Source organism: Bacillus sp. FSL R5-0820 (assembly GCF_038593385.1).
In the GTDB taxonomy this organism is placed as follows: domain Bacteria; phylum Bacillota; class Bacilli; order Bacillales; family Bacillaceae; genus Bacillus; species Bacillus altitudinis.
Map to the genome: position 1 here is coordinate 2,253,153 of NZ_CP151991.1, position 22,902 is coordinate 2,276,054.

The 22,902-nt window shown below is 41.2% G+C and carries 24 protein-coding genes; 6 read left to right on the plus strand and 18 right to left on the minus strand.

What is annotated here, in order from left to right; genetic code table 11:
* Window positions 1–7 precede the first annotated feature (7 nt).
* Both NST15_RS11580 and ispG read left to right on the plus strand, forming a co-directional pair.
* On the plus strand, window positions 8–310 hold the full coding sequence (locus NST15_RS11580) for a hypothetical protein (RefSeq protein ID WP_046343997.1): 303 nt from the start codon (window positions 8–10) through the stop codon (window positions 308–310).
* A 106-nt stretch (window positions 311–416) separates the two neighbouring features.
* A complete protein-coding gene (ispG, locus tag NST15_RS11585) occupies window positions 417–1,532 on the plus strand; it encodes a flavodoxin-dependent (E)-4-hydroxy-3-methylbut-2-enyl-diphosphate synthase (RefSeq protein WP_008342357.1) in 1,116 nt (371 codons plus the stop codon).
* Between the two features lie 48 nt (window positions 1,533–1,580).
* Here the strand turns inward: ispG and NST15_RS11590 are convergent, their stop codons facing one another.
* A complete protein-coding gene (locus tag NST15_RS11590; protein ID WP_008342359.1) occupies window positions 1,581–1,943 on the minus strand; it encodes a DUF308 domain-containing protein in 363 nt (120 codons plus the stop codon).
* A 139-nt stretch (window positions 1,944–2,082) separates the two neighbouring features.
* Between NST15_RS11590 and NST15_RS11595 the strand changes: the two genes are divergently transcribed.
* Window positions 2,083–2,661 carry a hypothetical protein gene (locus NST15_RS11595; RefSeq protein ID WP_342498543.1) on the plus strand — a complete coding sequence of 193 codons (579 nt, stop codon included), beginning with the start codon at window positions 2,083–2,085 and terminating at the stop codon, window positions 2,659–2,661.
* A 227-nt stretch (window positions 2,662–2,888) separates the two neighbouring features.
* On the opposite strand, the gene NST15_RS11600 is transcribed toward NST15_RS11595, so the two are convergent.
* The 5 genes from NST15_RS11600 to NST15_RS11620 form a co-directional block, all read right to left on the minus strand.
* Window positions 2,889–3,806 (minus strand): ROK family protein, encoded by a 918-nt coding sequence (locus NST15_RS11600; RefSeq protein WP_254000659.1) that lies wholly within the window; start codon window positions 3,804–3,806, stop codon window positions 2,889–2,891.
* A gap of 141 nt (window positions 3,807–3,947) precedes the next feature.
* Window positions 3,948–4,376: a Fur family transcriptional regulator gene (locus NST15_RS11605; RefSeq protein ID WP_003217433.1), complete on the minus strand. Its 429-nt coding sequence runs from the start codon at window positions 4,374–4,376 to the stop codon at window positions 3,948–3,950.
* A complete protein-coding gene (locus NST15_RS11610; RefSeq protein ID WP_007501274.1) occupies window positions 4,354–5,214 on the minus strand; it encodes a metal ABC transporter permease in 861 nt (286 codons plus the stop codon). The genes NST15_RS11605 and NST15_RS11610 overlap by 23 nt, the downstream gene beginning before the upstream one ends.
* Window positions 5,214–5,990 carry an ABC transporter ATP-binding protein gene (locus NST15_RS11615; RefSeq protein ID WP_017367616.1) on the minus strand — a complete coding sequence of 259 codons (777 nt, stop codon included), beginning with the start codon at window positions 5,988–5,990 and terminating at the stop codon, window positions 5,214–5,216. Before NST15_RS11615 ends, NST15_RS11610 begins: the two co-directional genes overlap by 1 nt.
* 136 nt (window positions 5,991–6,126) lie before the next feature.
* On the minus strand, window positions 6,127–7,008 hold the full coding sequence (locus tag NST15_RS11620) for a YitT family protein (protein ID WP_007501276.1): 882 nt from the start codon (window positions 7,006–7,008) through the stop codon (window positions 6,127–6,129).
* 140 nt (window positions 7,009–7,148) lie between these two features.
* Here NST15_RS11620 and NST15_RS11625 point away from each other — a divergent pair, with 140 nt between their 5' ends.
* A complete protein-coding gene (locus tag NST15_RS11625; RefSeq protein WP_008342377.1) occupies window positions 7,149–7,403 on the plus strand; it encodes a DUF2624 domain-containing protein in 255 nt (84 codons plus the stop codon).
* Between the two features lie 49 nt (window positions 7,404–7,452).
* Here the strand turns inward: NST15_RS11625 and NST15_RS11630 are convergent, their stop codons facing one another.
* Entirely contained in the window at window positions 7,453–8,346 is an 894-nt protein-coding gene (locus tag NST15_RS11630; RefSeq protein WP_017358005.1) for a deoxyribonuclease IV, read from the minus strand.
* 9 nt (window positions 8,347–8,355) lie between these two features.
* Complete coding sequence (locus NST15_RS11635) at window positions 8,356–9,675, minus strand: DEAD/DEAH box helicase (RefSeq protein ID WP_024718822.1); 1,320 nt, start codon at window positions 9,673–9,675, stop codon at window positions 8,356–8,358.
* Window positions 9,676–9,830: 155 nt separating this feature from the next.
* Here NST15_RS11635 and vrrA point away from each other — a divergent pair, with 155 nt between their 5' ends.
* Window positions 9,831–10,550: a VrrA/YqfQ family protein gene (vrrA, locus tag NST15_RS11640; RefSeq protein WP_144625386.1), complete on the plus strand. Its 720-nt coding sequence runs from the start codon at window positions 9,831–9,833 to the stop codon at window positions 10,548–10,550.
* A 156-nt stretch (window positions 10,551–10,706) separates the two neighbouring features.
* Window positions 10,707–11,651, plus strand: a complete 945-nt coding sequence (locus tag NST15_RS11645; RefSeq protein WP_007501283.1) for a 4-hydroxy-3-methylbut-2-enyl diphosphate reductase — start codon at window positions 10,707–10,709, stop codon at window positions 11,649–11,651.
* A 37-nt stretch (window positions 11,652–11,688) separates the two neighbouring features.
* On the opposite strand, the gene NST15_RS11650 is transcribed toward NST15_RS11645, so the two are convergent.
* From NST15_RS11650 to glyQ, 10 genes are all read right to left on the minus strand, one after another.
* Window positions 11,689–12,810 carry a Nif3-like dinuclear metal center hexameric protein gene (locus tag NST15_RS11650; protein ID WP_135226693.1) on the minus strand — a complete coding sequence of 374 codons (1,122 nt, stop codon included), beginning with the start codon at window positions 12,808–12,810 and terminating at the stop codon, window positions 11,689–11,691.
* Window positions 12,803–13,519: a tRNA (adenine(22)-N(1))-methyltransferase TrmK gene (locus NST15_RS11655; RefSeq protein WP_048001529.1), complete on the minus strand. Its 717-nt coding sequence runs from the start codon at window positions 13,517–13,519 to the stop codon at window positions 12,803–12,805. Before NST15_RS11655 ends, NST15_RS11650 begins: the two co-directional genes overlap by 8 nt.
* A 120-nt stretch (window positions 13,520–13,639) precedes the next feature.
* Window positions 13,640–13,999 (minus strand): cytochrome c550, encoded by a 360-nt coding sequence (gene cccA / locus NST15_RS11660; protein WP_008342390.1) that lies wholly within the window; start codon window positions 13,997–13,999, stop codon window positions 13,640–13,642.
* A 301-nt stretch (window positions 14,000–14,300) separates the two neighbouring features.
* Window positions 14,301–15,422: an RNA polymerase sigma factor RpoD gene (rpoD, locus tag NST15_RS11665; RefSeq protein WP_008342392.1), complete on the minus strand. Its 1,122-nt coding sequence runs from the start codon at window positions 15,420–15,422 to the stop codon at window positions 14,301–14,303.
* A 203-nt stretch (window positions 15,423–15,625) separates the two neighbouring features.
* A complete protein-coding gene (dnaG, locus tag NST15_RS11670; RefSeq protein WP_050827417.1) occupies window positions 15,626–17,455 on the minus strand; it encodes a DNA primase in 1,830 nt (609 codons plus the stop codon).
* A 33-nt stretch (window positions 17,456–17,488) separates the two neighbouring features.
* The gene (locus NST15_RS11675) at window positions 17,489–17,989 is read right to left on the minus strand and encodes a YaiI/YqxD family protein (RefSeq protein ID WP_035702740.1); all 501 of its coding nucleotides are present in this window, start codon (window positions 17,987–17,989) and stop codon (window positions 17,489–17,491) included.
* Between the two features lie 261 nt (window positions 17,990–18,250).
* Entirely contained in the window at window positions 18,251–19,072 is an 822-nt protein-coding gene (locus tag NST15_RS11680) for a pyruvate, water dikinase regulatory protein (RefSeq protein ID WP_008342399.1), read from the minus strand.
* 25 nt (window positions 19,073–19,097) lie between these two features.
* Window positions 19,098–19,736 carry a helix-turn-helix transcriptional regulator gene (locus tag NST15_RS11685; protein WP_024423017.1) on the minus strand — a complete coding sequence of 213 codons (639 nt, stop codon included), beginning with the start codon at window positions 19,734–19,736 and terminating at the stop codon, window positions 19,098–19,100.
* 166 nt (window positions 19,737–19,902) lie between these two features.
* Window positions 19,903–21,948, minus strand: a complete 2,046-nt coding sequence (glyS, locus tag NST15_RS11690) for a glycine--tRNA ligase subunit beta (RefSeq protein WP_017367621.1) — start codon at window positions 21,946–21,948, stop codon at window positions 19,903–19,905.
* Window positions 21,941–22,828, minus strand: coding sequence for a glycine--tRNA ligase subunit alpha (glyQ, locus tag NST15_RS11695; protein WP_003217487.1), 888 nt, complete (start codon window positions 22,826–22,828; stop codon window positions 21,941–21,943). The genes glyS and glyQ overlap by 8 nt, the downstream gene beginning before the upstream one ends.
* Window positions 22,829–22,902 lie beyond the last annotated feature (74 nt).

Sequence of the window (22,902 nt, forward strand, 5' to 3'; positions counted from 1 at the left end):
GAGTAAAATGCGGCGAATGATTTTTTTACTAGTCAGTTTGTTTGTCCTCTTTATTATCTTTTTTGATTTGAAAAATGGAACGATCCCCGTTCAGGAAGGCCCTGCTGTTCCCGCCAGCGCCTTTCAAACAGCTGAAAAACAGGCATATAAAACTGTCACTGTTAAACAAGGTCAAACCGTCGTCTCTATCGTACATACAAGTAAGCCATTAGATGAAGTGATCGAAGACTTTGAAGCACTGAATCAAGGCGTCAAAGCGAACGAAATTAGGGCAGGCAGCACATACAAGTTTCCGGTCTATAAGAGATAAAACGTTAATTCCTTGTCATTCATACGAAGAGACTGTTACAATATGAGATGTAAAACACGTCGTACACTGCAAACGAATTGCATGTACACTAAGGAGCGATTGACAAGTGAGTGAAGTCACACATCGTACAAAAACGCGTCCCGTCAAAGTGGGACCTTTAACTATAGGTGGAAACAATGAAGTCGTCATTCAAAGTATGGCGACAACCAAAACACATGATGTCGAAGCGACAGTAGCTGAAATTAAACGTTTAGAAGAAGCTGGCTGTCAAATCGTGCGTGTCGCATGCCCAGATGAGCGTGCAGCAAATGCGATTGCGGACATTAAAAAACAAATCAACATTCCCCTTGTTGTCGACATTCATTTTGACTACAAGCTTGCACTGAAAGCCATTGAAGCAGGTGCAGACAAAATTCGTATCAACCCAGGAAACATCGGAAGAAGAGAAAAAGTCGAAGCTGTTGTGAAAGCGGCAAAAGAAAAAGGTATTCCAATTCGTATTGGGGTAAACGCCGGTTCACTCGAGAAAAAGATTCTTGATAAATACGGCTATCCAACAGCAGATGGTATGGTTGAAAGTGCACTGCATCACATTAAAATTTTAGAAGACCTAGACTTTCATGACATCATTGTCAGTATGAAAGCATCTGATGTAAACCTTGCGATTGAGGCATACGAAAAAGCAGCAAAAGCCTTTGATTATCCTCTTCATCTTGGGATTACAGAATCAGGTACGTTATTTGCAGGTACGGTCAAAAGTGCAGCTGGTCTTGGCGCAATCTTGAATATGGGGATTGGTAACACACTCCGTATTTCATTAAGTGCTGACCCGGTCGAAGAGGTCAAAGTGGCACGTGAATTATTAAAATCATTTGGTCTTGCATCAAATGCAGCAACACTCATCTCTTGTCCAACTTGTGGACGAATTGAAATTGACCTCATTAGCATTGCAAATGAAGTCGAAGAATATATTTCTAAAATTAAAGCACCAATTAAAGTAGCTGTTCTCGGATGTGCTGTAAACGGTCCGGGTGAAGCGCGTGAAGCTGATATCGGCATCGCTGGTGCTAGAGGTGAAGGCCTCTTATTCCGCAAAGGTGAAATTGTTCGGAAAGTGCCAGAAGAAACAATGGTCGAAGAACTGAAAAAAGAAATCGATAAAATCGCTGAAGAACATTATGCAAAAATGGAAGCTGAAAAAGCAAAACAAGCGAACGCATAACAAAGAACGCCTGACATCACTGTCAGGCGTTTTTCTGTTCCTGTCCTGTTAAAAGAACGGGGTGATAAAGATGCCGAGGATGACGGAAACGATTCCGATCCCGATTGACCACGCGCCAAGCGCATGTGCTCCTTTTCTTCTTGCAATATAACCAACGACGATTGCCGCTACGCCTAATAGCACCGGCAAGACAAATAATGAGATAATCGCAATCGCGAGTGCTGTATAGCCTATCCCCTTACTGCCTGAATCGTCACCTACATGGTCACGTTCTCTTCTGTCTTCACGATCTCTTGATGCTTGATATGGCTCTGCTATTTCAGCAGCTGTTTCCTCTAAATAGCCATCATCATTACTAAAGTGTGTGTCGATTTCACGATCATTTCTTCTGAAATCTTCGTCTCTTTCCATGATCAATTCCCCCTTTTGGTTAATAGAAAGGAGCTTTTTTAGTATGAGCAAAAATGTCTGTTTCATGTTTGCTAAAACTTGCTGGAATTGTGAATTGATTATGTTACACTTTAAGAGGATAAATATGAGGAGTGTGGGCATGTTACGTTTAGGAATTGATATCGATGGCACAGTCACGGCGCAGGACACCTTTGTCCCCTACTTAAATGAGTCGTTTCAATGTGACATCACACTAGATGATATGACGGAATATGATTTGACGAAGCTTTTAAAGATTTCAAATGAAGAATTTTGGGGCTGGATGAATGAGTATGAGCCTCTTATTTATAAACAGGCAAAGCCTGCCAAGGGTGCAAAAGAAATCCTCAATCAAATGAAACATCATCATCAATTGATTTATATCACAGCCAGAAGGCAGCATCACTCAGACATCACCTACAAATGGTTTGAGGAGAATCATGTCCATTACGACGATATCGAGCTTGTTGGCGGACATCATAAGGTGGAAGCTGTTCAAAAACATAAGATCGATGTGTTTTTTGAAGATCACCATGGCAATGCCACAATGATTGCAAAAGAAGCTGACATTCCAGTGATTCTGTTTAACTCACCGTATAATCAAATGCCAATTGATGAACGGATCATTCGCGTGAATAACTGGCAAGAAGCATCCCATTGGATCAAACAGTATGAAAAGCGTCTGCAAACTGCTTACTAAAACAGATCAAAAGCCGATACGTTTTTAATGTATCGGCTTCAGATTGTTGACAAAGGGCTAAAATGAACTTTATTTTAGCCCTTTGTCTTCGTTTCAGCGTGATAGAAAACCTTTGCAGCCCTAGGAAGGACGAGTACTGGAGCGGAGCGAATTTGACATTCGTGAGCACCGGAACGCAGGACTGACAAAGAATACGAGGGTTTGTCTACACGCTGAAGCCGATACGTTTAATGTATCGGCTTTTTGATTGTACGATGATGTCCTTCTTTTATTAAAAAATGATAAAGTGCACCCATCATGCCTGCCTGATTGAAATAGTAGCACGTTTCCAGTGTCACCTGTATGTTTTTCCATGCATGCAAAGTATGTAAATGTTTCTCAATGTTTGGAATCAAATCGGGCCTTGCACTCACGCCCCCGCCAATGAGGATTTTCTCTGGATTGAGAACTGTTGCCACATTGTAAATGCCAATTGCGATTCGCTTGTACCACTGATCGATCATCTTCTCAATGGCCGGATCTTGCTTGGCTTTTTCAAAGATTTCTTGACCGTCGATTTGCTGACTTTGTGGAATTCCCTGCTGCTCTTTGTAGCTTCGTATCAATCCAGCTGTCGAAGCACTGCTGTTGAGTGTCGTAAACTGACCGTTTTCTGTTTCTGTCAGCATCATGCCAAATTCACCGCCGCGAAAAGAGGCACCGCGAACAAGCTCTCCGCCAGCAAAAATACCGCCGCCGACACCAGTCCCAAGCGTCATACATATAAAGCTGTCACACTCTTTCGCATGACCACTAAATTTTTCAGCCAGAGCTGCACAGTTCGCATCATTTTCTACTTCTACACGAAGTGATGTTTTTTCTTCCAAAAGCGTTTTGACATTTTGGCCATTTAAAGCAATAATCGCTCCTGCAAATTCCGTATAACCCGTTTGACTGTCAACAAACCCCGGAAGACTCATCGCAATCCCTTTGATATCCCAAGTCCTTTGATACTCTTTCACCACGTTCTCCATGTCCTCTAAAAACGGCTCAAGCTGCCGGCAGTTTGTTTCGTAGTCGCCGCTCGTGATCAGCTCACCATTTCGATCCATGACCCCATGCTTTGTTTTTGTCCCGCCTACATCGAATACGATATAATACGCCACTTTTGACCCCTCCCCCTATTTCTAAAGACTCAAATCTGCTTCTATAGATGATCTGTTGTTCTCATTTTAATGAAACAGCTATCCTTTGTAAAACGTTTTCAACATGACAAAACAAAAAGCCAGCCCATCGGCTGGCTTCTTTCATGAATGAACTTCCTTCGGTTCGCAAGAAGGACACGTTCCGTAAATTTCAAATTTATGTCCGCTAATGTGATAATCCTCTAGATCGGCATCAAGCTTGTCCATAGGGCAAGCATCGATTTCCTTTGTTTTACCGCACGTCAAACAAATAAAGTGATGATGATGATGGGAAAACGAACATTTAAAACGGAACAGTTTCTCCCCTGATAATTCCGTTGTCTCTAATATCCCAAGATCTTCATATAAAGACAGGTTTCGATAAATCGTATCAAAACTAAGCCCTGGGTAATCTTCACTTAATGCTGTTAATACATTTTTAGCGGTCAAGTATTTATCAGAATCAGAAAACAATTGAAGCATATCTTCACGTTTGCTTGTATATTTATAGCCTTTTTCCTTTAATAAATCAAGCGCTTCTTGTACGTTCATGATGATTCCCCCTTCTGAATTTCCCAATACTAATACACCCGATTAAAATCAAGATAGACAGCATCACAATGGTTCCACCCGGCGCTAAATCAAGATAATAACTTAAAATCAAGCCGACCATGACAGACAATTCCCCAAATAAGATGGAAAGGAAAATCGCCTGTTTAAACCCTTTGGCAATCCGAATACTTGCCGCAACAGGCAGTGTCATGAGTGCCGACACTAGGAGTGTACCGACAATACGCATCGATGCTGCGATGACAAGTGCAACAACTAAAATAAAAATAAAATGAATCCACTTCGCTGAAATACCAGAAGCCTTCGCATGTTCTTCATCAAAAGAAAGCAAAAACAATTCTTTATACAAGAGCACAACCACTAATACAACAACAAGTGAGATCCCAACAATAATCCAAAGATCGAGCCTTGAAACCGCACTGACACTTCCGAACAAATAGCTGAACAAATCTGTATTAAAACCATTTGCAAGTGAAATGAAAATAACAGAGATCCCAATACCACCCGATAAAATAATGGGAATCGCCAGCTCCTGATAATGTTTATACACAGAGCGCAGACGTTCAATAAACAATGAGCCAGCCACAGAAAAAGCCATTCCTAAGTAAAGCGGGCTAACCCCTGTCAAAAGTCCAAACTTTTTATCAAGGAATAAACTTGCCGCTATCCCAGCAAGTGATACGTGACTAAGCGCATCTGCGATGAGAGAGAGCCTTCTCACGACAATAAATACACCAAGTAAGGGCGCAATAAAGCCGATCAGCATCCCTGCGATAAACGCATTTTGTAAAAATTCATAATGAAAAAATGGAAATAGCATTATTCATGTCCCCCATGATGGTGATGATCGTGATGAATCACTTGAATGTCATGCCCGTAAAACTGAGAAAGCGCCTGATCATCCATCGAATCAAACGTTTCCGCATCTCCATGAAAATGAAGTGTCTGATTTAAACAAGCCACATGCGTGACTTTGTCAGAAACGGTTCCTACATCATGTGTAACGAGAATTAAAGACATCCCTTTTTCTTTGTTCAATGTTTCTAACAGCTGATAAAAGCCCTCTACTGTTCTTTGGTCTACACCCACAGTCGGCTCATCTAAAATAAGCAGCTTCGGCTGACTGACGAGTGCACGAGCAATAAATGTACGCTGCTGCTGACCGCCTGAAAGCTCACCAATGTTTTGGTGTTTTAAGTCTTGTATGCCAACTGAGCGTATGGCCTCATCTACTTGAAGCTTATCTTGCTTAGTCATGCGTTTGAATAAACCAATCTTCGCCGTTAAACCACTTGCCACGACCTCGTATACAGAAGCAGGAAACCCTGTATTAAAGCTATTCGCCTTTTGAGAAACAAATCCAATTTGATCCCAGTCTTTAAATTTTTGAGCAGGTGTGCCAAAGAGCTTCAATTCTCCCTGCTGTGGTTTAATCAAGCCAAGCAGGCATTTTAATAAGGTTGTTTTACCAGATCCATTCGGTCCAACAAGTGCTAGAAAGTTTCCTTCCTCTACCGTTAAATGAATGTGATCGATGACATTTCGCTGTCCATATGAATACGAAATGTCCTTCATTTCAATAATTGGCTTTGCCATAAATCTTTCCACCTTTAATCCAATATAAAAAGAATGATTACGATTTATACAACAAAAAGAAAATGGCAAAAGCCATTTTCTTTGTCCATACATACATTTCATTATATAAAAGAAAGATAAAAAAGTAAAATAAAAGCTAATGAATGGCTGTTTTGAATTTACCGCCTTTTGTTTCATGCGTATCCATAATCGTAATAAAGGCTTGACCATCAATTTCAAACACAATAGATTTCAGCTTCGTAATTTCAAGTCTTGTCACGACGGCGTAAATGACATCTTTTTCTTCATCGGTATAACCGCCTTTTCCTCTAAGCTTGGTCGTTCCCCTGCCGAGACGATGAAGAATCGCATCTGAAATTTCATCATAATAATCCGAAACGATAATGACAGCTTTTGTTTCATCTAGTCCTTGAATAACAGCATCAATTGTTTTCATTGCCAAATAATATGTCATGACAGAATACATAGCTTGCTCCGGTCCGAAGACAAAGCCCGCCCAAATAAAAATGAACACATTGACGATCATGACAAACTCACCGACGGAGAAAGGAATTTTTTTCGTCAGAAGAATTCCTAAGATTTCCGTTCCGTCCATTGAGCCTCCATTCCGTATCACAAGCCCAACGCCAAACCCGAGTAACAGCCCTCCAAATACAGTAGCTAAAATCGGCTGCGTCGTAAATGCTTCTACATGATGGAGTGAAGATTCAATCACGGCCAAGCTGACAATCCCAATCACAGTGGAAATCAAGAAGGTTTTCCCAATATGTTTGTATCCTGATATCATAAATGGAATATTTAAAATGACAACAATCGTCGCAAAATTAATGAATGGGTTATCCGTAAAAAGATAATCCAAAATAAGCGAAATACCGATGATGCCTCCATCAATAATATTGTTTGGCACTAAAAATAATTCAATGCTGACTGCTGCACATGCAGCTCCTACTAGAATCAGAAAAATTCTCAAAATAAAATGAGGCACTGATTCCTTTTTATGCTGTTTACTATTTGCCATACGTTCTCCCTTCTACACATGTTTAGTTTTCAATGAACATTTTATTCACTTTACTATTTTATCATTTCACAGAGTAAAATAAAATTTTTTGCACATTTTCCGTTTTCGCCCATACATTGATACAGAGGGGAGGAATGGAATTGATTTTAATCCAAAAAATTGTGTTGCAGCGTCTGAATCAGATCACAGCAAATGACTTGTTAAGGTATGCGAAACAGTATGGGGTCAGCTTAACATCCAATCAGGCTGCTGAGGTCGCCAAACTCATGAATGGGAAAAACGTCAATATTTTTAACGATGCAGAGCGCAACCGGCTGCTTAAGCAAGTGGAAGCCATTACGTCTAAACAGACAGCACAGACCGTCAATGATCTGTTTAATCAATTCACAAATTAGGCAAAAAAGGGCCGCATTTAGCGGCACCTCATCACATTGCATGCACTTTTTATTGACCCGTAATCTTATCTAGTAAACCTTCATCAAATTGCTTTTCTTTCAGCATCGCAATTTCGAATTTATAAGGTGGTTTCTTGTTCTTTTTATCTTCACCTACATAAGGCGTTTCTAGAATCTTCGGCACATCTTGAAGCTGTGGATGATGAACGATATAGCTCAGGGCATCAAAACCAATTTCTCCAAAACCGATATTTTCATGTCGGTCTTTTCTTGCGCCTTGTACATTTTTACTGTCATTAATATGAAGAACTTTGATTCGATCGATCCCAACAATTCGATCAAACTCTTCTAATACTCCATCAAAATCACTCACAATGGGATAACCAGCATCGTGCGTGTGACACGTATCAAAGCAGACAGAAAGTGCTTCGTTATGTGTCACACCGTCAATAATTTGGGCAAGCTCTTCAAAGCTTCTTCCGCACTCTGATCCTTTTCCCGCCATTGTTTCCAGCGCAATTTGAACCTCCTGCCCCTTCACGATGACTTCATTGAGGCCTTCAATGATTTTTTGAATTCCAGCATCTGCACCTGCTCCGACATGCGCACCTGGATGGAGAACAATTTGTCTTGCACCTAGCGCTTCTGTACGCTCTATCTCAGAGCGAAGGAAGTCCACTCCAAGCTCAAATGTCGCTGGATTCACTGTGTTCCCAATATTGATAATATACGGTGCATGAACGACGATATCTGTCATACCATGCTCTTTCATATGCGCTTGTCCAGCTTCAATATTGAGATCTTCAATTTTTTTACGGCGCGTATTTTGCGGTGCACCTGTATAAATCATAAAAGTATTTGAACCATAAGAGGCAGCTTCCTCACTCGCTGCAAGAAGCATATGTTTTCCGCTCATGGATACATGTGATCCAATCTTCAACAATGTGTCCCCCTACTTTCCGTTACGCTTTGACTTTCTACGTTCTTGTCTTTTGATCTTATCCATCTCACGTGTCATTTTCTTTTTATATCCAGGTTTGACGGCTTTCGGTTTTCTGACAAGGCGTTTTGCTTTTTCTTCAATTTCATTTGGTGCTTTTTTACGTCTTTGACGCTTCAAACGATCATCTGCATCTCGCCATTCGCCATGAACAATCGTTTTGTTTTCAAACACAACACCCATTTTTTCAATTTGAACGAGTGCATCCTCATCAGCGAGATCATAAATGGTCATTGCAATGCCAGATGAACCAGCGCGAGCCGTTCTTCCCACACGGTGAACATAAAAATCAAGATCGGATGGGAGCTCATAGTTAATCACGTGGCTGACGCCCTTAATATCAATCCCGCGGGCAGCAAGATCAGATGCCACAATATAGGTGAACTCCAAATCTTCAATTTGTTTCATCACTTTTTTACGTTCACGAGGCGTTAAACCACCATGAAGTACCCCAATTTTCATTCCTTTTTCCTGTAGGAATGAGGCAATTTCATCAACAGTTGATTTCGTATTGGCAAAGATGATCCCTAAATAAGGCTGTACATTCGTCACCATTTCATGAAGTAATTTTAATTTATCTCGTTGTTTAGATGGAACTAAAATATGCTGAATGTTTTCAGCCGTAATGCGTTTCGGTTCAACATGTGCATATTTCGGATTATCCATATATTTTTTGAGGAAAGGTTTTAATTTTTCTGGAATAGTAGCTGAGAAGACGAGCATTTGCAGCTGTTCTGGCATTTGTGAGCCAATACGATCCACATCTTCTAAAAAGCCCATATCTAGCATAAGGTCTGCTTCATCAATGACAAGAGATGTTGCTTTGTACACATTCAGCGCTTGCTCATGAATAAGATCAGCAATACGTCCAGGAGTGCCGACCACTAAGTGCGGCTGATTCTTTAGCTTTTGAATGGATTTCTGCTTGTCCGTTCCGCCAATGTAAAGCTTTGCCTTGATTTCTTCTTCTGGAGGCGTATTTTTTAAGATCGTTTGTGCTTCTTTAAAAATTTGATTCGCTAATTCTCGTGTTGGTGCAGTAATGACCACTTGTACTTGCTCTTTGCTTGGATCAATTGAATGAATAAGCGGCAATAAATACGCATGGGTTTTCCCTGTCCCTGTTTGAGACTGTCCAATCACGCTTTCACCTTTTAAAACAGCAGGGATGATTCTCTTTTGAATATCAGTCGGCTCATAAAAGCCCAGTTCATGAATAGCATCTATAATAAAAGACTTTAATTCATATGTCGTAAATTTCGTTTCTTTCATGTTTTCACTCCTTAAGGCAATGCCTTTTTGCTCATCTCCTCATTATAGCTGATTTTCAGCAAAAAAACCATGTCCGCTTTTCTCACAGGAAACCAAATGATACTTCCCTGCATAACCTATGAAGAGAAAGAGAATGCAGTAAGGGAGGTACAAGTATGTTAGGGCAAAGGCCTATGGGCGATTTTCAGCCGCATCGTCCCTCACGCCGGCACCTTGGAAATGGCGGACAGCCCGGGATTTTTCAACGGAGACAGCAGGCTCCGATCGAACAGCCTTTTCAAGGGCAAGGCAACCAATTTCAACAAATGATGCCTCGCTCTCCGTCTGTACAAGGCGGCGGTCTACGCGGGATGGGTGGCATTCCTGGAGGCGAAAGCCGTGCACTAGGCGGCGCCGGAATTAAGGGCATGCTGGCAAAATTTCTTCCTGGAGCTGGAGGTGCAGGAATCTCTGGAGCTGGAGGTGGTGCGGGATTACAAGGAATCCAGAGCTTCGCAAACCCTGCGAACCTTTCAAGCATGTTAGGAAATGTTCAAAAAGTACTCGGAATGGCGCAGCAATTCACGCCTATGATTCAGCAATACGGTCCTTTAGTCAGAAATTTGCCTGCCATGATTAAACTCTATAGCCAGCTTGGCAGTGCGGATGATGATGAAACAAATACGAATGATGCAGACGAAGAACCAAAAGAAATCACTGCAGAAACAGACGTTCCGCACGAACAAGCAGCACCAGTTGATGATGAAATAAAAGAAGAAAAAGAAGAAGAACCAGAGGACATCCTTGTCAAAAAAGGGACTGTACACACATCAGCTGCTCCTGAAGCAAAACCGAAAAAAAGATCGGGCAGTTCCATTCCGAAACTATATGTCTAGTGATCTTTTAAAGGCGAAGTGTTTCCCATGTATAACAATCTTTGATATATGCGCTTACTTTGGCTATAATGAAGGAAGAGAATGATCAAAAGCCGTTTTTCACGGCTTTTTATATTGTTCTTCTCTAGCAGCACTTCCCTACAGGAGGACGAATAAATGAATGTAATTAAAATTTCGCCGCGTGGCTATTGCTATGGCGTTGTAGATGCAATGGTCATTGCTAAAAATGCCGCACTTGATAAAAACTTGCCACGCCCAATTTATATATTAGGTATGATTGTGCACAACAAACATGTCACAGACGCCTTCGAAGAAGATGGAATTTACACACTGGACGGACCAAACCGTCTGGATATTTTAAAGCAGGTTGAAAGTGGCACAGTCATTTTCACTGCTCACGGCGTATCTCCTGAAGTCCGTCAAATTGCAGAAGAAAAAGGCCTTGTCGCCATTGATGCGACCTGTCCAGATGTCACGAAAACACATGAACTCATTTCAGAAAAAACAGCTGATGGATATGACATTATTTATATCGGGAAAAAGGGGCACCCTGAGCCAGAAGGAGCCGTCGGTGTTGCACCTGACAAAGTGCACCTTGTCGAAACAGAAGCTGATATTAAAGCGCTCGATTTAACGTCAGATAAACTGCTCATCACCAATCAGACGACAATGTCTCAGTGGGATGTTCATGATCTGATGGAGCTCATTAAAGAAAAATATCCTCACGTCGAGTACCATCAAGAAATCTGCCTTGCGACACAGGTACGTCAGGAAGCTGTGTCACAGCAAGCAGGCCAAGCCGATCTGACCATTGTGGTCGGCGATCCAAAAAGCAATAACTCAAATCGTCTGGCGCAAGTGTCAATGGAGATTGCAGGAACGCAGGCTTACCGAATTGGTGATCTCAGTGAGCTAAAGCTTGAATGGCTCCAAGGGGTTAAAACAGTTGCCGTTACTGCAGGTGCTTCCACACCAACACCTATTACAAAAGAAGTCATTCGTTTCTTAGAAAACTACGAACCTGATGATGAATCAACATGGAAAATTGAACGGACGGTTCCTCTTTCTAAGATATTACCTCGCGTGAAAACAAAGAAATAAAAAAAACGTCAGAGCTGCTATGCTCTGACGTTTTTGTTTACACAAATTGAAACGGGTTTGTGTTTGATTCTGATACAAAGAATTGCACATCATATTTTTTATCTGTACATAGCGATTCTAGCTTTGTCTTTACGCCCTCTTTCATGATCTTTTCTGCGTAATGACCTGGGTCCACTACATTCAGTCCGAGCATCATGGCATCGTGAGCGACATGGAAATAAAGGTCGCCAGTCACGTACACATCTGCACCCATTCTTTTCGCTTGATGGATATATTTATTTCCGTCTCCTCCAAGCACAGCTACTTTTTTCACGATCGCTTCCTGATCTCCTACAAAACGCGCTCCATTCACATCTAACTTCGTTTTCACAAATTGAGTGAAGTCTTTAAGTGTCATAGGTTCTTTTAATTCTCCAATACGGCCAAGGCCTTTTTGAACAGGAGGAAGATCTGTCGTATGAACACTGTAAGCCACTTCTTCATAAGGATGTGCTTTGATCATTTCACGAATCACTTGTTTTTCAATACTTGCTGGGAAAATGGTTTCGATTCGTACTTCTTTCACAAATTCCAATTTACCCGTCTCACCAATAAATGGCACAGCTTCTTCTGATGGCAGAAAACTGCCTGTCCCTTCATTTGAAAAAGCGCAATGACTGTAGTTGCCAATATGGCCAGCTCCCGCATTTCCTAAAGCCGTCCTGATGGCCTCTTCAAATTCCACTGGGACATACAAGGCTAGCTGCTTAATTGGATCTTCATATGTTGGAACTAGCACTTTTGTTTCCCCGAGCTCTAAAGCCTCTGCAAGCAAGTCATTGACTCCCCCATCAGCCACATCCAGGTTTGTATGTGCTACATACACCGCAATATCATGTTTGATGCATTTCTCAATGATCCGTCCTGCCGGCTGATCTGTCGCCACATGTTTTAATGGACGGAAAATTGGCGGATGGTGGGCAATAATGAGATCCACCTTCCGCTCAATTGCCTCATCTACCACATTTTCTAATACATCTAAGGTGATCATGACATTGGTCACTTTTTTATTCAGCGTTCCAATCTGGAGCCCGATTTTATCACCTTCCACCGCATATGCCTTTGGTGAAAATTGCTCAAATAATTGGATGATTTCATGCCCGTTCACTGTTTTAGCCAACAGTCAAAACCTCCTTTAGCATTTTTATTTTCGCATTCAGCTCTTTTAGACGTTCTTTGTTCTCTTCCGTCGGCGCTGCTTTTTGAATCTGGCCTTCTATATGCTCCATGTGCTGGAGCTCATTCATCCATTTGCGCCGGAAGACATCATTATGTTCTTTGGCAAGAAACGGACCAACGAGCATGCCTGTTTCAATCGACATGCCTTCATAAGCTTTATCTTTGTCGCCAGTTTCGGCAATGATGATTTCGTATATCTTGCCATCCTCTTCTAAAATCACTTCATCCATCAGTTCATACCCCTCTTGATAGAGCCATAAACGAATATGGTGAGCATGAATATTAGGCTGAAGAATAAGCCGCTCCTGCCCTGTGAGCTTGTGTTTACCTTCATTTAGAATGCTTGCAATGAGTGCTCCGCCCATTCCTGCAATCGTGACAGCATTCACCTCGCCTTTTTCAATCACTTCAAGGCCATTTCCTTTTCTGACTGAAATCTGCTCATCTAATTCAAGCCTATGTACTTGCTGCTTCGCAGATTGAAGCGGTCCATCAGTAATTTCACCAGCAATGGCTTTCAATGCTTTATGATGTAATATCGCATAACATGGCAAATAGGCATGATCTGAGCCAATATCAGCAAAGACCGCCTCTTTTGGTAAAAAGTCTGCGACTCTTTTTAATCGTTTTGACAAATTCATTTCATTCATCCATATCACTACTTTTCTTTAATGTTCATACTTGTCTATCTTATATAAATTATGGACTTTTTAAAAGTCGTTTTCAAATGAAAAAAGCTCTTCTGATGAAAAAGAGCTTTTTGCGCTTTATTATTTAATTTTGGATACCCATTCTGACATTTCATCGAGCTTTTCATTAGGAATTAGCCCGCCCGGCATCCCATTTCCGCCTTCTTGAATTTTTTTCTTGATGTCTGCTACTTCAAGCTTGTCGCCAACACCTTTTAATGCAGGACCAGCGCCACCTTCGTAGTTTTCCCCATGACAGCTAATACAGTTCTGCTTATACAATTCTTCCGGCGTCGCATTTGCGGTCTCTTCTTGCTTTTGCTCTTTGCCCCCAGAGGCAATTTTGTCTTCATCTTTCAGCCCCTTCATTGATAAGAAAAAAGTGAGTCCAATACCTAAAATGGCAATCAATAAGAATGGTATAAGTGGATTCCGTTTCATTTCTTTCATCCTCCCCTTTGTGAAAAACCCCTTTGAGACTATGCAAACAATTCTAATTCTACTTTAATTTTACAAAAAGTAAACGAATTATGATACAAAACTTTGGTCAAGTTCACAGATTAGACAAAAATGATTCAAAATGAGAAAAGAAGCCTTCAGCACATTTAGATGTATTTTTTATACATCTTTTCTCTAAGAACGTTGCAAATTCATTTGTTATTCAGTAAAATATAATCAGATCAAAAAAGCGTTTTCATTTTGATGAAGAAAGAACGGATCTCTCTCAAGATCCGTCCGGTTTCTATTCTAAGAAGTCTTTTAATCGTTTACTTCTGCTTGGGTGTCTTAATTTACGAAGAGCTTTCGCTTCAATTTGGCGAATACGCTCTCTTGTTACGCCAAACACCTTTCCTACCTCTTCTAATGTGCGTGTTCTTCCGTCATCTAGTCCGAAACGCAGTCTCAGCACATTTTCTTCACGGTCCGTTAGCGTATCTAATACATCTTCAAGCTGCTCTTTTAAGAGCTCATAGGCAGCATGGTCTGATGGAGAAGTCGCCTCTTGGTCTTCGATAAAATCACCAAGATGCGAGTCATCTTCCTCACCAATAGGTGTTTCTAAAGATACTGGCTCTTGCGCAATTTTAAGAATTTCTCTTACTTTCTCTGGTGTTAAATCCATGTCTTCCGCAATTTCTTCTGGCGTTGGTTCTCTACCAAGATCTTGTAGAAGCTGTCTTTGAACACGGATTAATTTATTAATGGTTTCCACCATATGAACCGGGATCCGGATTGTTCTCGCCTGATCGGCAATCGCACGTGTGATCGCCTGTCTAATCCACCATGTCGCATATGTTGAGAATTTGTATCCTTTGCGGTAATCAAACTTCTCAACCGCCTTCATGAGCCCCATGTTTCCTTCTTGAATCAAGTCAAGGAACAGCATACCACGACCAACATAACGTTTCGCAATGCTGACAACGAGACGAAGGTTCGCTTCCGCTAATCTTCTTTTTGATTCCTCATCGCCTTCTTCAATCTTTTGAGCATACGTAATCTCTTCTTTAGCAGATAGCAAATTGACGCGCCCGATCTCTTTTAAGTACATACGAACAGGATCATTAATTTTGACACCTGGTGGTACGCTTAAATCATTCAGGTCAAATTCCTCTTCTGCCTTAGCCAGCTGCTGAACATTTGGGTCTTCAGTCTCTTCATTTTCACTGATGAGTTCTACACCCTGTTCGCCTAAGTATTCATAGTATTCATCCATCTGGTCTGATTCAATTTCAAAGCTAGACATACGCTCTGCAATTTCTTCGTATGTTAAAACGCCCCGTTTTTTACCCGTTTCAGTGAGCTTATCTCTCACCTGTTCAAAGGTTAATTCAGTTTCAGTTTCGTGGGCTTGTTTATCAGCCATTATGGATCCCTCCTTCCAAAGCTTGCAACGAATTCTAAAGTAACTTGCGATTTGCTTCTGCTCTGCCTTTCTCTCTCTATCAAACAGAATGAGCAAATAGGAATAAAATAAATAATGATGAAGGCAAGATGCTTGCGGTCTTATGCTCCTCCCATTAAAGGATTCATTGCCAGCCGTAAGTCTTGTCATAAATAGTAGACGTATTACTTCAGCGAACGGTTCAACTGAATAATTTCTTTTGCAAGTGTTGCCGCTTTGAAGAAATCTTTTTGCCTCTCCGCCTCTGCACGTTCTAGTTCTTTTTCCTTTATCATTGACAAATTCCGATGATTCAACACTTTTTTTACATAATCACTTAATTCAGCTTCACTTAGTTCGTCTCCAACTTGAATCATGAATATATCCGTCAGGAGCTGATTGATCACATCATCTTCTATACGGTTCATCAGATGCTGCGGGGTCGGCTCCTTGCCTTCTTCATACAATGCATAAATGTATGTTGCCAGCGCTCTGTGCGAATCTATATTAAATTCAAACCCTATCCTATCAAGCACTTTTCGGATCACGTCATCATTTTTCAACATATGTGCAAGGAGCATTCGCTCTGCGTTTTCATATGCCGGCCTTAGACGTTTTCGTCTTACCTGTGTTGACAGATGTGCACGCCGCTTTTCAAGCCCATTTTCTTCTTGCGAGCTCTTGGCCTCTTGTCGCTGCTGCTTTTCAAAAAGCTCCAATTGCTCCTTTAATGAGTCAAGTGAAATGGAGAACTCCCCGGCCAGCTGCTTCATGTAAATCTCTTGTTCCAAGGAACCGTTTAATCGGCTGATGTCTCGGAGAACCTGCTTCATGTAAGTCAGGCGGTCTCCTTCGTCAGACAAATTCTTTCCTCTTCGGAAAAAATTCATCTTAAATGTCATTAATGTCACACTTGCATCTATGATGTCATTCCTAAATTTCTCGCCGCCATATTTACGAATGTAATCATCTGGATCAAGTCCATCTGGTATCATGGCAACGCGAACTTTACATCCTCTTTTTCCAAGCAAATCTGATGCTTTCATGGTCGCTTCATACCCGGCCGTGTCAGAGTCATAACATAAAATGATCTCTTCTACGTTCCGCCTAAGAAGCTTTACGTGCTCTTCTGTTAAAGACGTACCCATTGTTGCAACACTTTCGCCAACACCACTTGTGACAGCCGAGATGACGTCAGCAAATCCTTCGAAAAGGACTGCACGTTCGCGTTTTCTAATATGCATACGAGCGTCATGAAAGTGATAAAGCAGCTTACTTTTATGAAAAAGTGGCGTTTCAGGACTATTCATATACTTTGGCTGCTGATCACCAAGTGATCTTCCAGAAAAAGCGACGACCGTCCCGTGATGATCATGAATCGGAAACATGACACGATCTCTAAAGCGGTCAAAAAAACCTGTGCCGTTTTCTCGTTGAATCAAAAGACCAGCCTTCTCCATCATCGCAGGATCAAACCCTCGTTTTTCTAAAAACTTGGTCACGAAATCCCACGAGTCGAGAGCATACCCGATCTCAAACTTGGCAATTGTTTCATCCGTAAAGCCCCTGGACCTTAAATAATCGAGTGCGTTTTGACCTTCCTTTGTATTTACCAGCAAATGGTGGTAAAATTTCTTAAGAAGCTCATGCGCCTCAATCATTTTATGATCTGCTGTATCCTCTTGCTGTGAGGAACTGATCTGCGCATTCGCTACATGATCCGGCAAATCAATATGGTACTTATCAGCAACATGTGAAACGGCTTCAATAAATGAGTAGCCTTCCATTTGTCTGAGGAACGAAAATACATTACCTCCTGCACCACAGCCAAAACAATGGAAGATTTGCTTATCTGCTGAAACAGAGAATGAAGGAGTATTTTCACCATGGAATGGACAAAGACCGAAGTAATTCCGACCTTGTTTTCTAAGCTGTACGTATTCTCCAATCACTTCGACAATGTCTGCGTTTTTTTGGATTTGCTCCAAAAGTTCATCTGGTATACGTTTGCTCATCCTAATAACACTCCGTCGTACATTATTCGCCTTTTAATTCAAAAATCCTTCATGATTCGACAGGATTTTTTGTAGTTGGGCAATAAATCGCTTTTTATCCTCTTCTAAAAGCTTTTTGGGACCTTTTCCGTATACACCTTTTCTTCGCTGTTTACTGGAAACATGCCTGCGTTCCAAATCAAAATCAATTGTTTCGTTTGTGTACATTCGTCCTCTTTCAGACAGAACAATGACTTGTCTTGGAAGCAGTAAGGAGGCCAGACCAATATCCTGGGTGACGACAACATCGTGCTTGACAGCTAAGTTCGCAATGACTAAATCTGCTGCTTCCTTATGTGTATCAACAAACCGCCAATCTTCAAGTGGTGATCGTTTGGTTTGAAAATGCTCATATGAAGCAATGAAAGTCACAGGTACTTGAAATTGAGATGCGACAGAAAGGATTTCGTCTTTTACAGGACAAGCATCTGCATCGACATAAATCGTCCTTTCTTTTTTACGTTCATTCAGGTGACTAATTCTCCATCCCTCCACCTTATTCCTGCTTTAGAGAAGCAAAAAGACCATACTTTTCCCCCATAAAGCGATCAACAGTAAAACTCATTTTGTCGAAAAGTTATGTTCAGAATCACTTGACTTCTGCCAATATTAGTTTATTCGTTCTTGACTTAACTTAAACCTAAAATCAATCATTTTATCACAATTTTTTATTATAATACAAATGCAGCAAATATGCTATTGTTTTTGTTTACCCGTTTCCCACCATAGGAAAAACCCAGGAGGAGCATCCTGAGTTTATTCGGAACCTCTTTTGGTCAGCATTTGATGAATGACATTTGCTGTCTCCTCAACTGCTTTATTCGATACATCAACAACTTGACAGTTAATTCGGTCAACCACTTTTTCAAAATATTCTAGTTCCTCTTTAATCCGCTCGATATTCGCATAAATGGCACGGTCATTTAAACCGAGTGATTTTAAACGTTCTTTACGGATATGATTTAGTTTGTCTGGACTAATTTTCAGGCCGATGCATTTTTTTGGATCAACTGAGAATAACTCCTCTGGCGGATCAACTTCAGGAACAATCGGAACGTTTGCTACCTTCAAGCGTTTATGTGCTAAGTATTGAGAAAGTGGTGTCTTAGACGTACGTGATACACCAATCAGCACAATATCAGCCTTTAGAATACCTCTTGGGTCCCGGCCATCATCATATTTCACAGCGAACTCAATGGCTTCTACCTTTTTAAAATAGTCCTCATCTAATTGACGTACACGACCTGGCTCATGTTTCGCTTCATTTCCATATGCCGTCTCCATTTTATCAATAAGTGGACCGATAATGTCATAGTACACGACGCCATTGGCTTCTGCTTCTTCTATTAAGAATTGGCGCATTTCTGGCACAACAAGAGTAAAGCAGACGATCCCATTATCTGCTTTCGCCAGTGAAATGACTTCTTTAATCGTACCAACATCCTCTACATATGGGATTCTTCTAATATTTGAATGGTCGGATGAGCCGCCATCAAATTGGCTAAGTGCCGCTTTGACCACGAGCTCTGCCGTTTCTCCTACTGAATCTGATACAACAAAAATTACGCGATTACTCATAACATCCCCTCGCAGTCTTCTGTAATTAGATAATTTCGTTCTCTGATAAGCTAACAAGTATTTTCGTCATGTTTGTTTTCGTAATTCTGCCGACCACTTCAAAGCCTTTATCCGTATCTTTTATAACAGGAAGTGCATCTATTTGCTTTTCAATCAAGTGCTTGGCCACATCCATAATAAAATCTTCTTTGCGGCAAACGGTAATGTTCGGCATTCTTGTCATAATAATATGGACAGGTATAGATGGAAGCTCTTGTTTCCCAATACTTGCTCGAAGGAGGTCTTTTCTTGATAACACGCCTGTTAAAATAGAGTGATCGTCCACAACGAATAATGTGCCCACATCCTCTAAAAACATCGTACAAATCGCATCATAAACCGAAACATTCTCGTGTATCACGACCGGAATGGACTGAAAATCTTTCACTTGAAGTTTTTTCAGCTTATCTGCCAGAAGCTGCGTGCCTGTTTTGCCTGTAAAAAAGTAGCCGACCCTTGGTCTTGCTTCTAAAAAGCCAGACATCGTTAAAATGGCTAAATCCGGTCTGAGGGTAGCCCTTGTTAAGTTCAGCCGATCGGCGATATGCTCTCCAGTGATCGGACCATTCTCTTTGACAATCTGTAAAATCTGCTCTTGCCGTTTATTTAACTCGATTGTACTCACCACCTTTAAATAGAGAGAGCGAATCCTTACTTTATGTATATCAATTTCATAACTCATCATATTATAGCGCATCTTCGTCCGAATGAAACAAAAATCCACTCAAAAACCGTGAATTAAATGAGTAAAAAACGATTGCCCTTCGAAAAAGGCAACCGTTCTTAGGTATTTATTTTACAATTAAATTGTTCATATTCGCAAATGATTGAATGACTTTTGCAAGTTTGACCATTTGTGCCAAACGATTTTGTTTCAGTTTTTCATCATCGGCATGAACCATGGTATGGTCGAAATAATGAACAATTGGTGCCTTTAACGTATCTAACGCTTCAAGTGCTGAATGGTACTGTCCACTTGCCATATGCTCGTTGACGGCTTTTTCCGCTTGCTGATACGCTTCAAATAGCTTTTGTTCGTGTTCATTTTCAAACAGTTCAGGCTGAATCTGTGCGTCTTCCCCTTTTTTACTGATTGAAATGACGCGGCCTAGTGCCTCAGCCGTTTCTTTGAAACTTTCCTGTTTCACGCTCTCCTCAAGAACAGCTGCTTTTTTCACAACTGCATATGGTTCAATATTTTCAACATCAAGGACTGCTTCCACCACGTCATGACGGATATGTTCTGCTTGGAGAACATATTTCAAACGGTGTGTTAAAAATTCAATGAGAGCCGCTTCATGTTTTGTCTCTACTTGAGCTAGTGCTAAAAGCTCTTTAAATGAAAGATTCCATTGGCGGTCTAGCAGGATTTGAACGATACCGCTCGCTTGTCTTCTTAATCCATAAGGATCTTGAGAGCCTGTTGGAATGACATCAATTGAGAAGAATGAACAAATAGAATCTAGCTTATCCGCCACTGCAACAATCGCCCCAATAAGTGTTGACGGCGCATCGTCACCGGCAAAGCGCGGCATGTAGTGCTCGTTGATACTCTTTGCCACTTCTTCATGCTCGCCAAGTGCTCTAGCATATTTTTCACCCATGATTCCTTGCAGTTCTGGGAATTCATAGACCATCTGAGTCACAAGGTCAAATTTAGAAATACTGGCTGCTCTTGCAGCGCGTTTAGACGTTTCTTCATCTGCTCCCACATGACTAGCAAGGCGGACGGCAATGTCTGTTACTCTTTTCAGCTTGTCGCCAATCGTGCCAAGTTTCTCATGGAATACGACTTTATCAAGCTTTTGAATGTTGTCTTCAATGACGAGTTTTTCGTCTTCTTTATAGAAAAATGCCGCATCTGATAAACGTGCACGAAGAACCTTTTCGTTCCCTCTTGCCACATTTTCAAGTGCCTCACTGTTTCCATTTCTGACCGTAATAAAGTGCGGCAGTAATTCCCCTTGTTCATTTTTCACTGGGAAATAACGCTGATGCTCTTTCATTGTCGTGACAAGCACTTCTTCTGGCAGCGCAAGAAATTCTTCTTCAAAAGAACCAAATAGAACGGTTGGATATTCAACGAGATCGTTCACTTCTTCTAGAAGCTCAGGATCAACTGGAATGACCCAGCCTTTTTCGGAAGAAAGCGCATGTAATTGCTCAGTAATTAATTGTTTTCTTTTATCTGAATCTACAATGACAAATTGATCTCTTAATGTTTGCTCATAAGAAGCTGGTGTGTCAATGCTGGCTGTCGTCCCTAGGAAACGATGTCCTCTAGTCTCCCGTCCGCTTTTCACTCCTGCAATTTCGACAGGAATGATCTCTTGACCAAATAAACAAACAATCCATTTAATTGGACGGATATAGCGTAAATCCTCGCTTCCCCATCTCATGTTCTTTGGAAAACTCAATGAAGCGGCAATGTCACCCAATGCTGGAAGAAGGTCTTTGACTTGCTTTCCTTCTTGAAACTTTTGGACATGGACATAATCCACACCTTTAATGTCTTTGAAATAAAGATCATCTGTTGAAGCGCCTTGTCCGCGGGCAAAACCTTCGGCAGCTTTTGTCCAATTGCCTTCAGCATCTTGAGCAATCTTTTTAGCCGGTCCTTTTGCTTCTTCTTTGATGTCCTCTTGTTTTTCTGCAACACCTTTGACGAGTACAGCTAGACGTCTTGGTGAATTAAATAAAGCAACGTCTTCGAATGAAATATTTTGCGCTACGAACCAAGCTTTTACTTTGTCACCTAGCTGCTTTGTGCTTTCTGGCATGAAACGAGCCGGCATCTCTTCTAAGCCGATTTCAAGTAATACATCTTGTTTATTCATGAGAAGCCGCCTCCTCTTTTAGCATAGGGAATCCTAGTTTTTCTCGTTCTTCGTAATATGTTTTGGCTACTTTTCTCGCTAACTGACGTACTCTTCCGATATAGCCTGTTCGCTCAGTCACAGAAATCGCGCCTTTGGCATCAAGCAGGTTAAAGGTGTGAGAACATTTGAGTACATAATCATATGCCGGGTGAACAAGCCCTTTGTCCATTTGGCTATGTGCTTCTTTTTCATATGTTGTAAATAAATCGAACAGCATATCCGTATTAGATGTTTCAAACGTATACACAGAATGCTCGTATTCAGCCATTAAGAATAAATCTCTTACAGTAAAGCCATCTGTCCATTCAAGGTCAAACACATTTTCTTTGTCCTGAATGTAAGAAGCAAGGCGCTCAATTCCGTATGTGATTTCAACAGAAACTGGCTTACATTCTAGACCGCCAACTTGCTGGAAATACGTAAATTGCGTAATTTCCATTCCATCAAGCCAAACTTCCCAGCCAAGTCCTGCACAGCCAAGAGATGGGTTTTCCCAGTTGTCTTCAACAAAACGGATATCATGTTTCAGCGGGTCAATGCCAAGCGCCTTCAATGATTCTAGATACAGTTCTTGAATATTGTCAGGTGATGGCTTAATGATCACTTGAAATTGATGATGCTGATACAATCTGTTTGGGTTTTCTCCATATCTGCCATCAGCCGGGCGTCTTGAAGGTTCTACATAGGCTACCTTCCATGGCTCTGGCCCAATGCTTCTGAGGAACGTGTATGGACTCATCGTTCCAGCACCTTTTTCTGTGTCATATGCCTGCATTAATACGCAGCCTTCATTTGACCAATGCTTTTGCAGTGTCAAAATCATGTCTTGAATATTCAATGATCGCACCTCCATCTTTTTTACACCATCCGCTATGTATGGCGGTGGGGCCTAGAACCTCTTTGCAAAACACA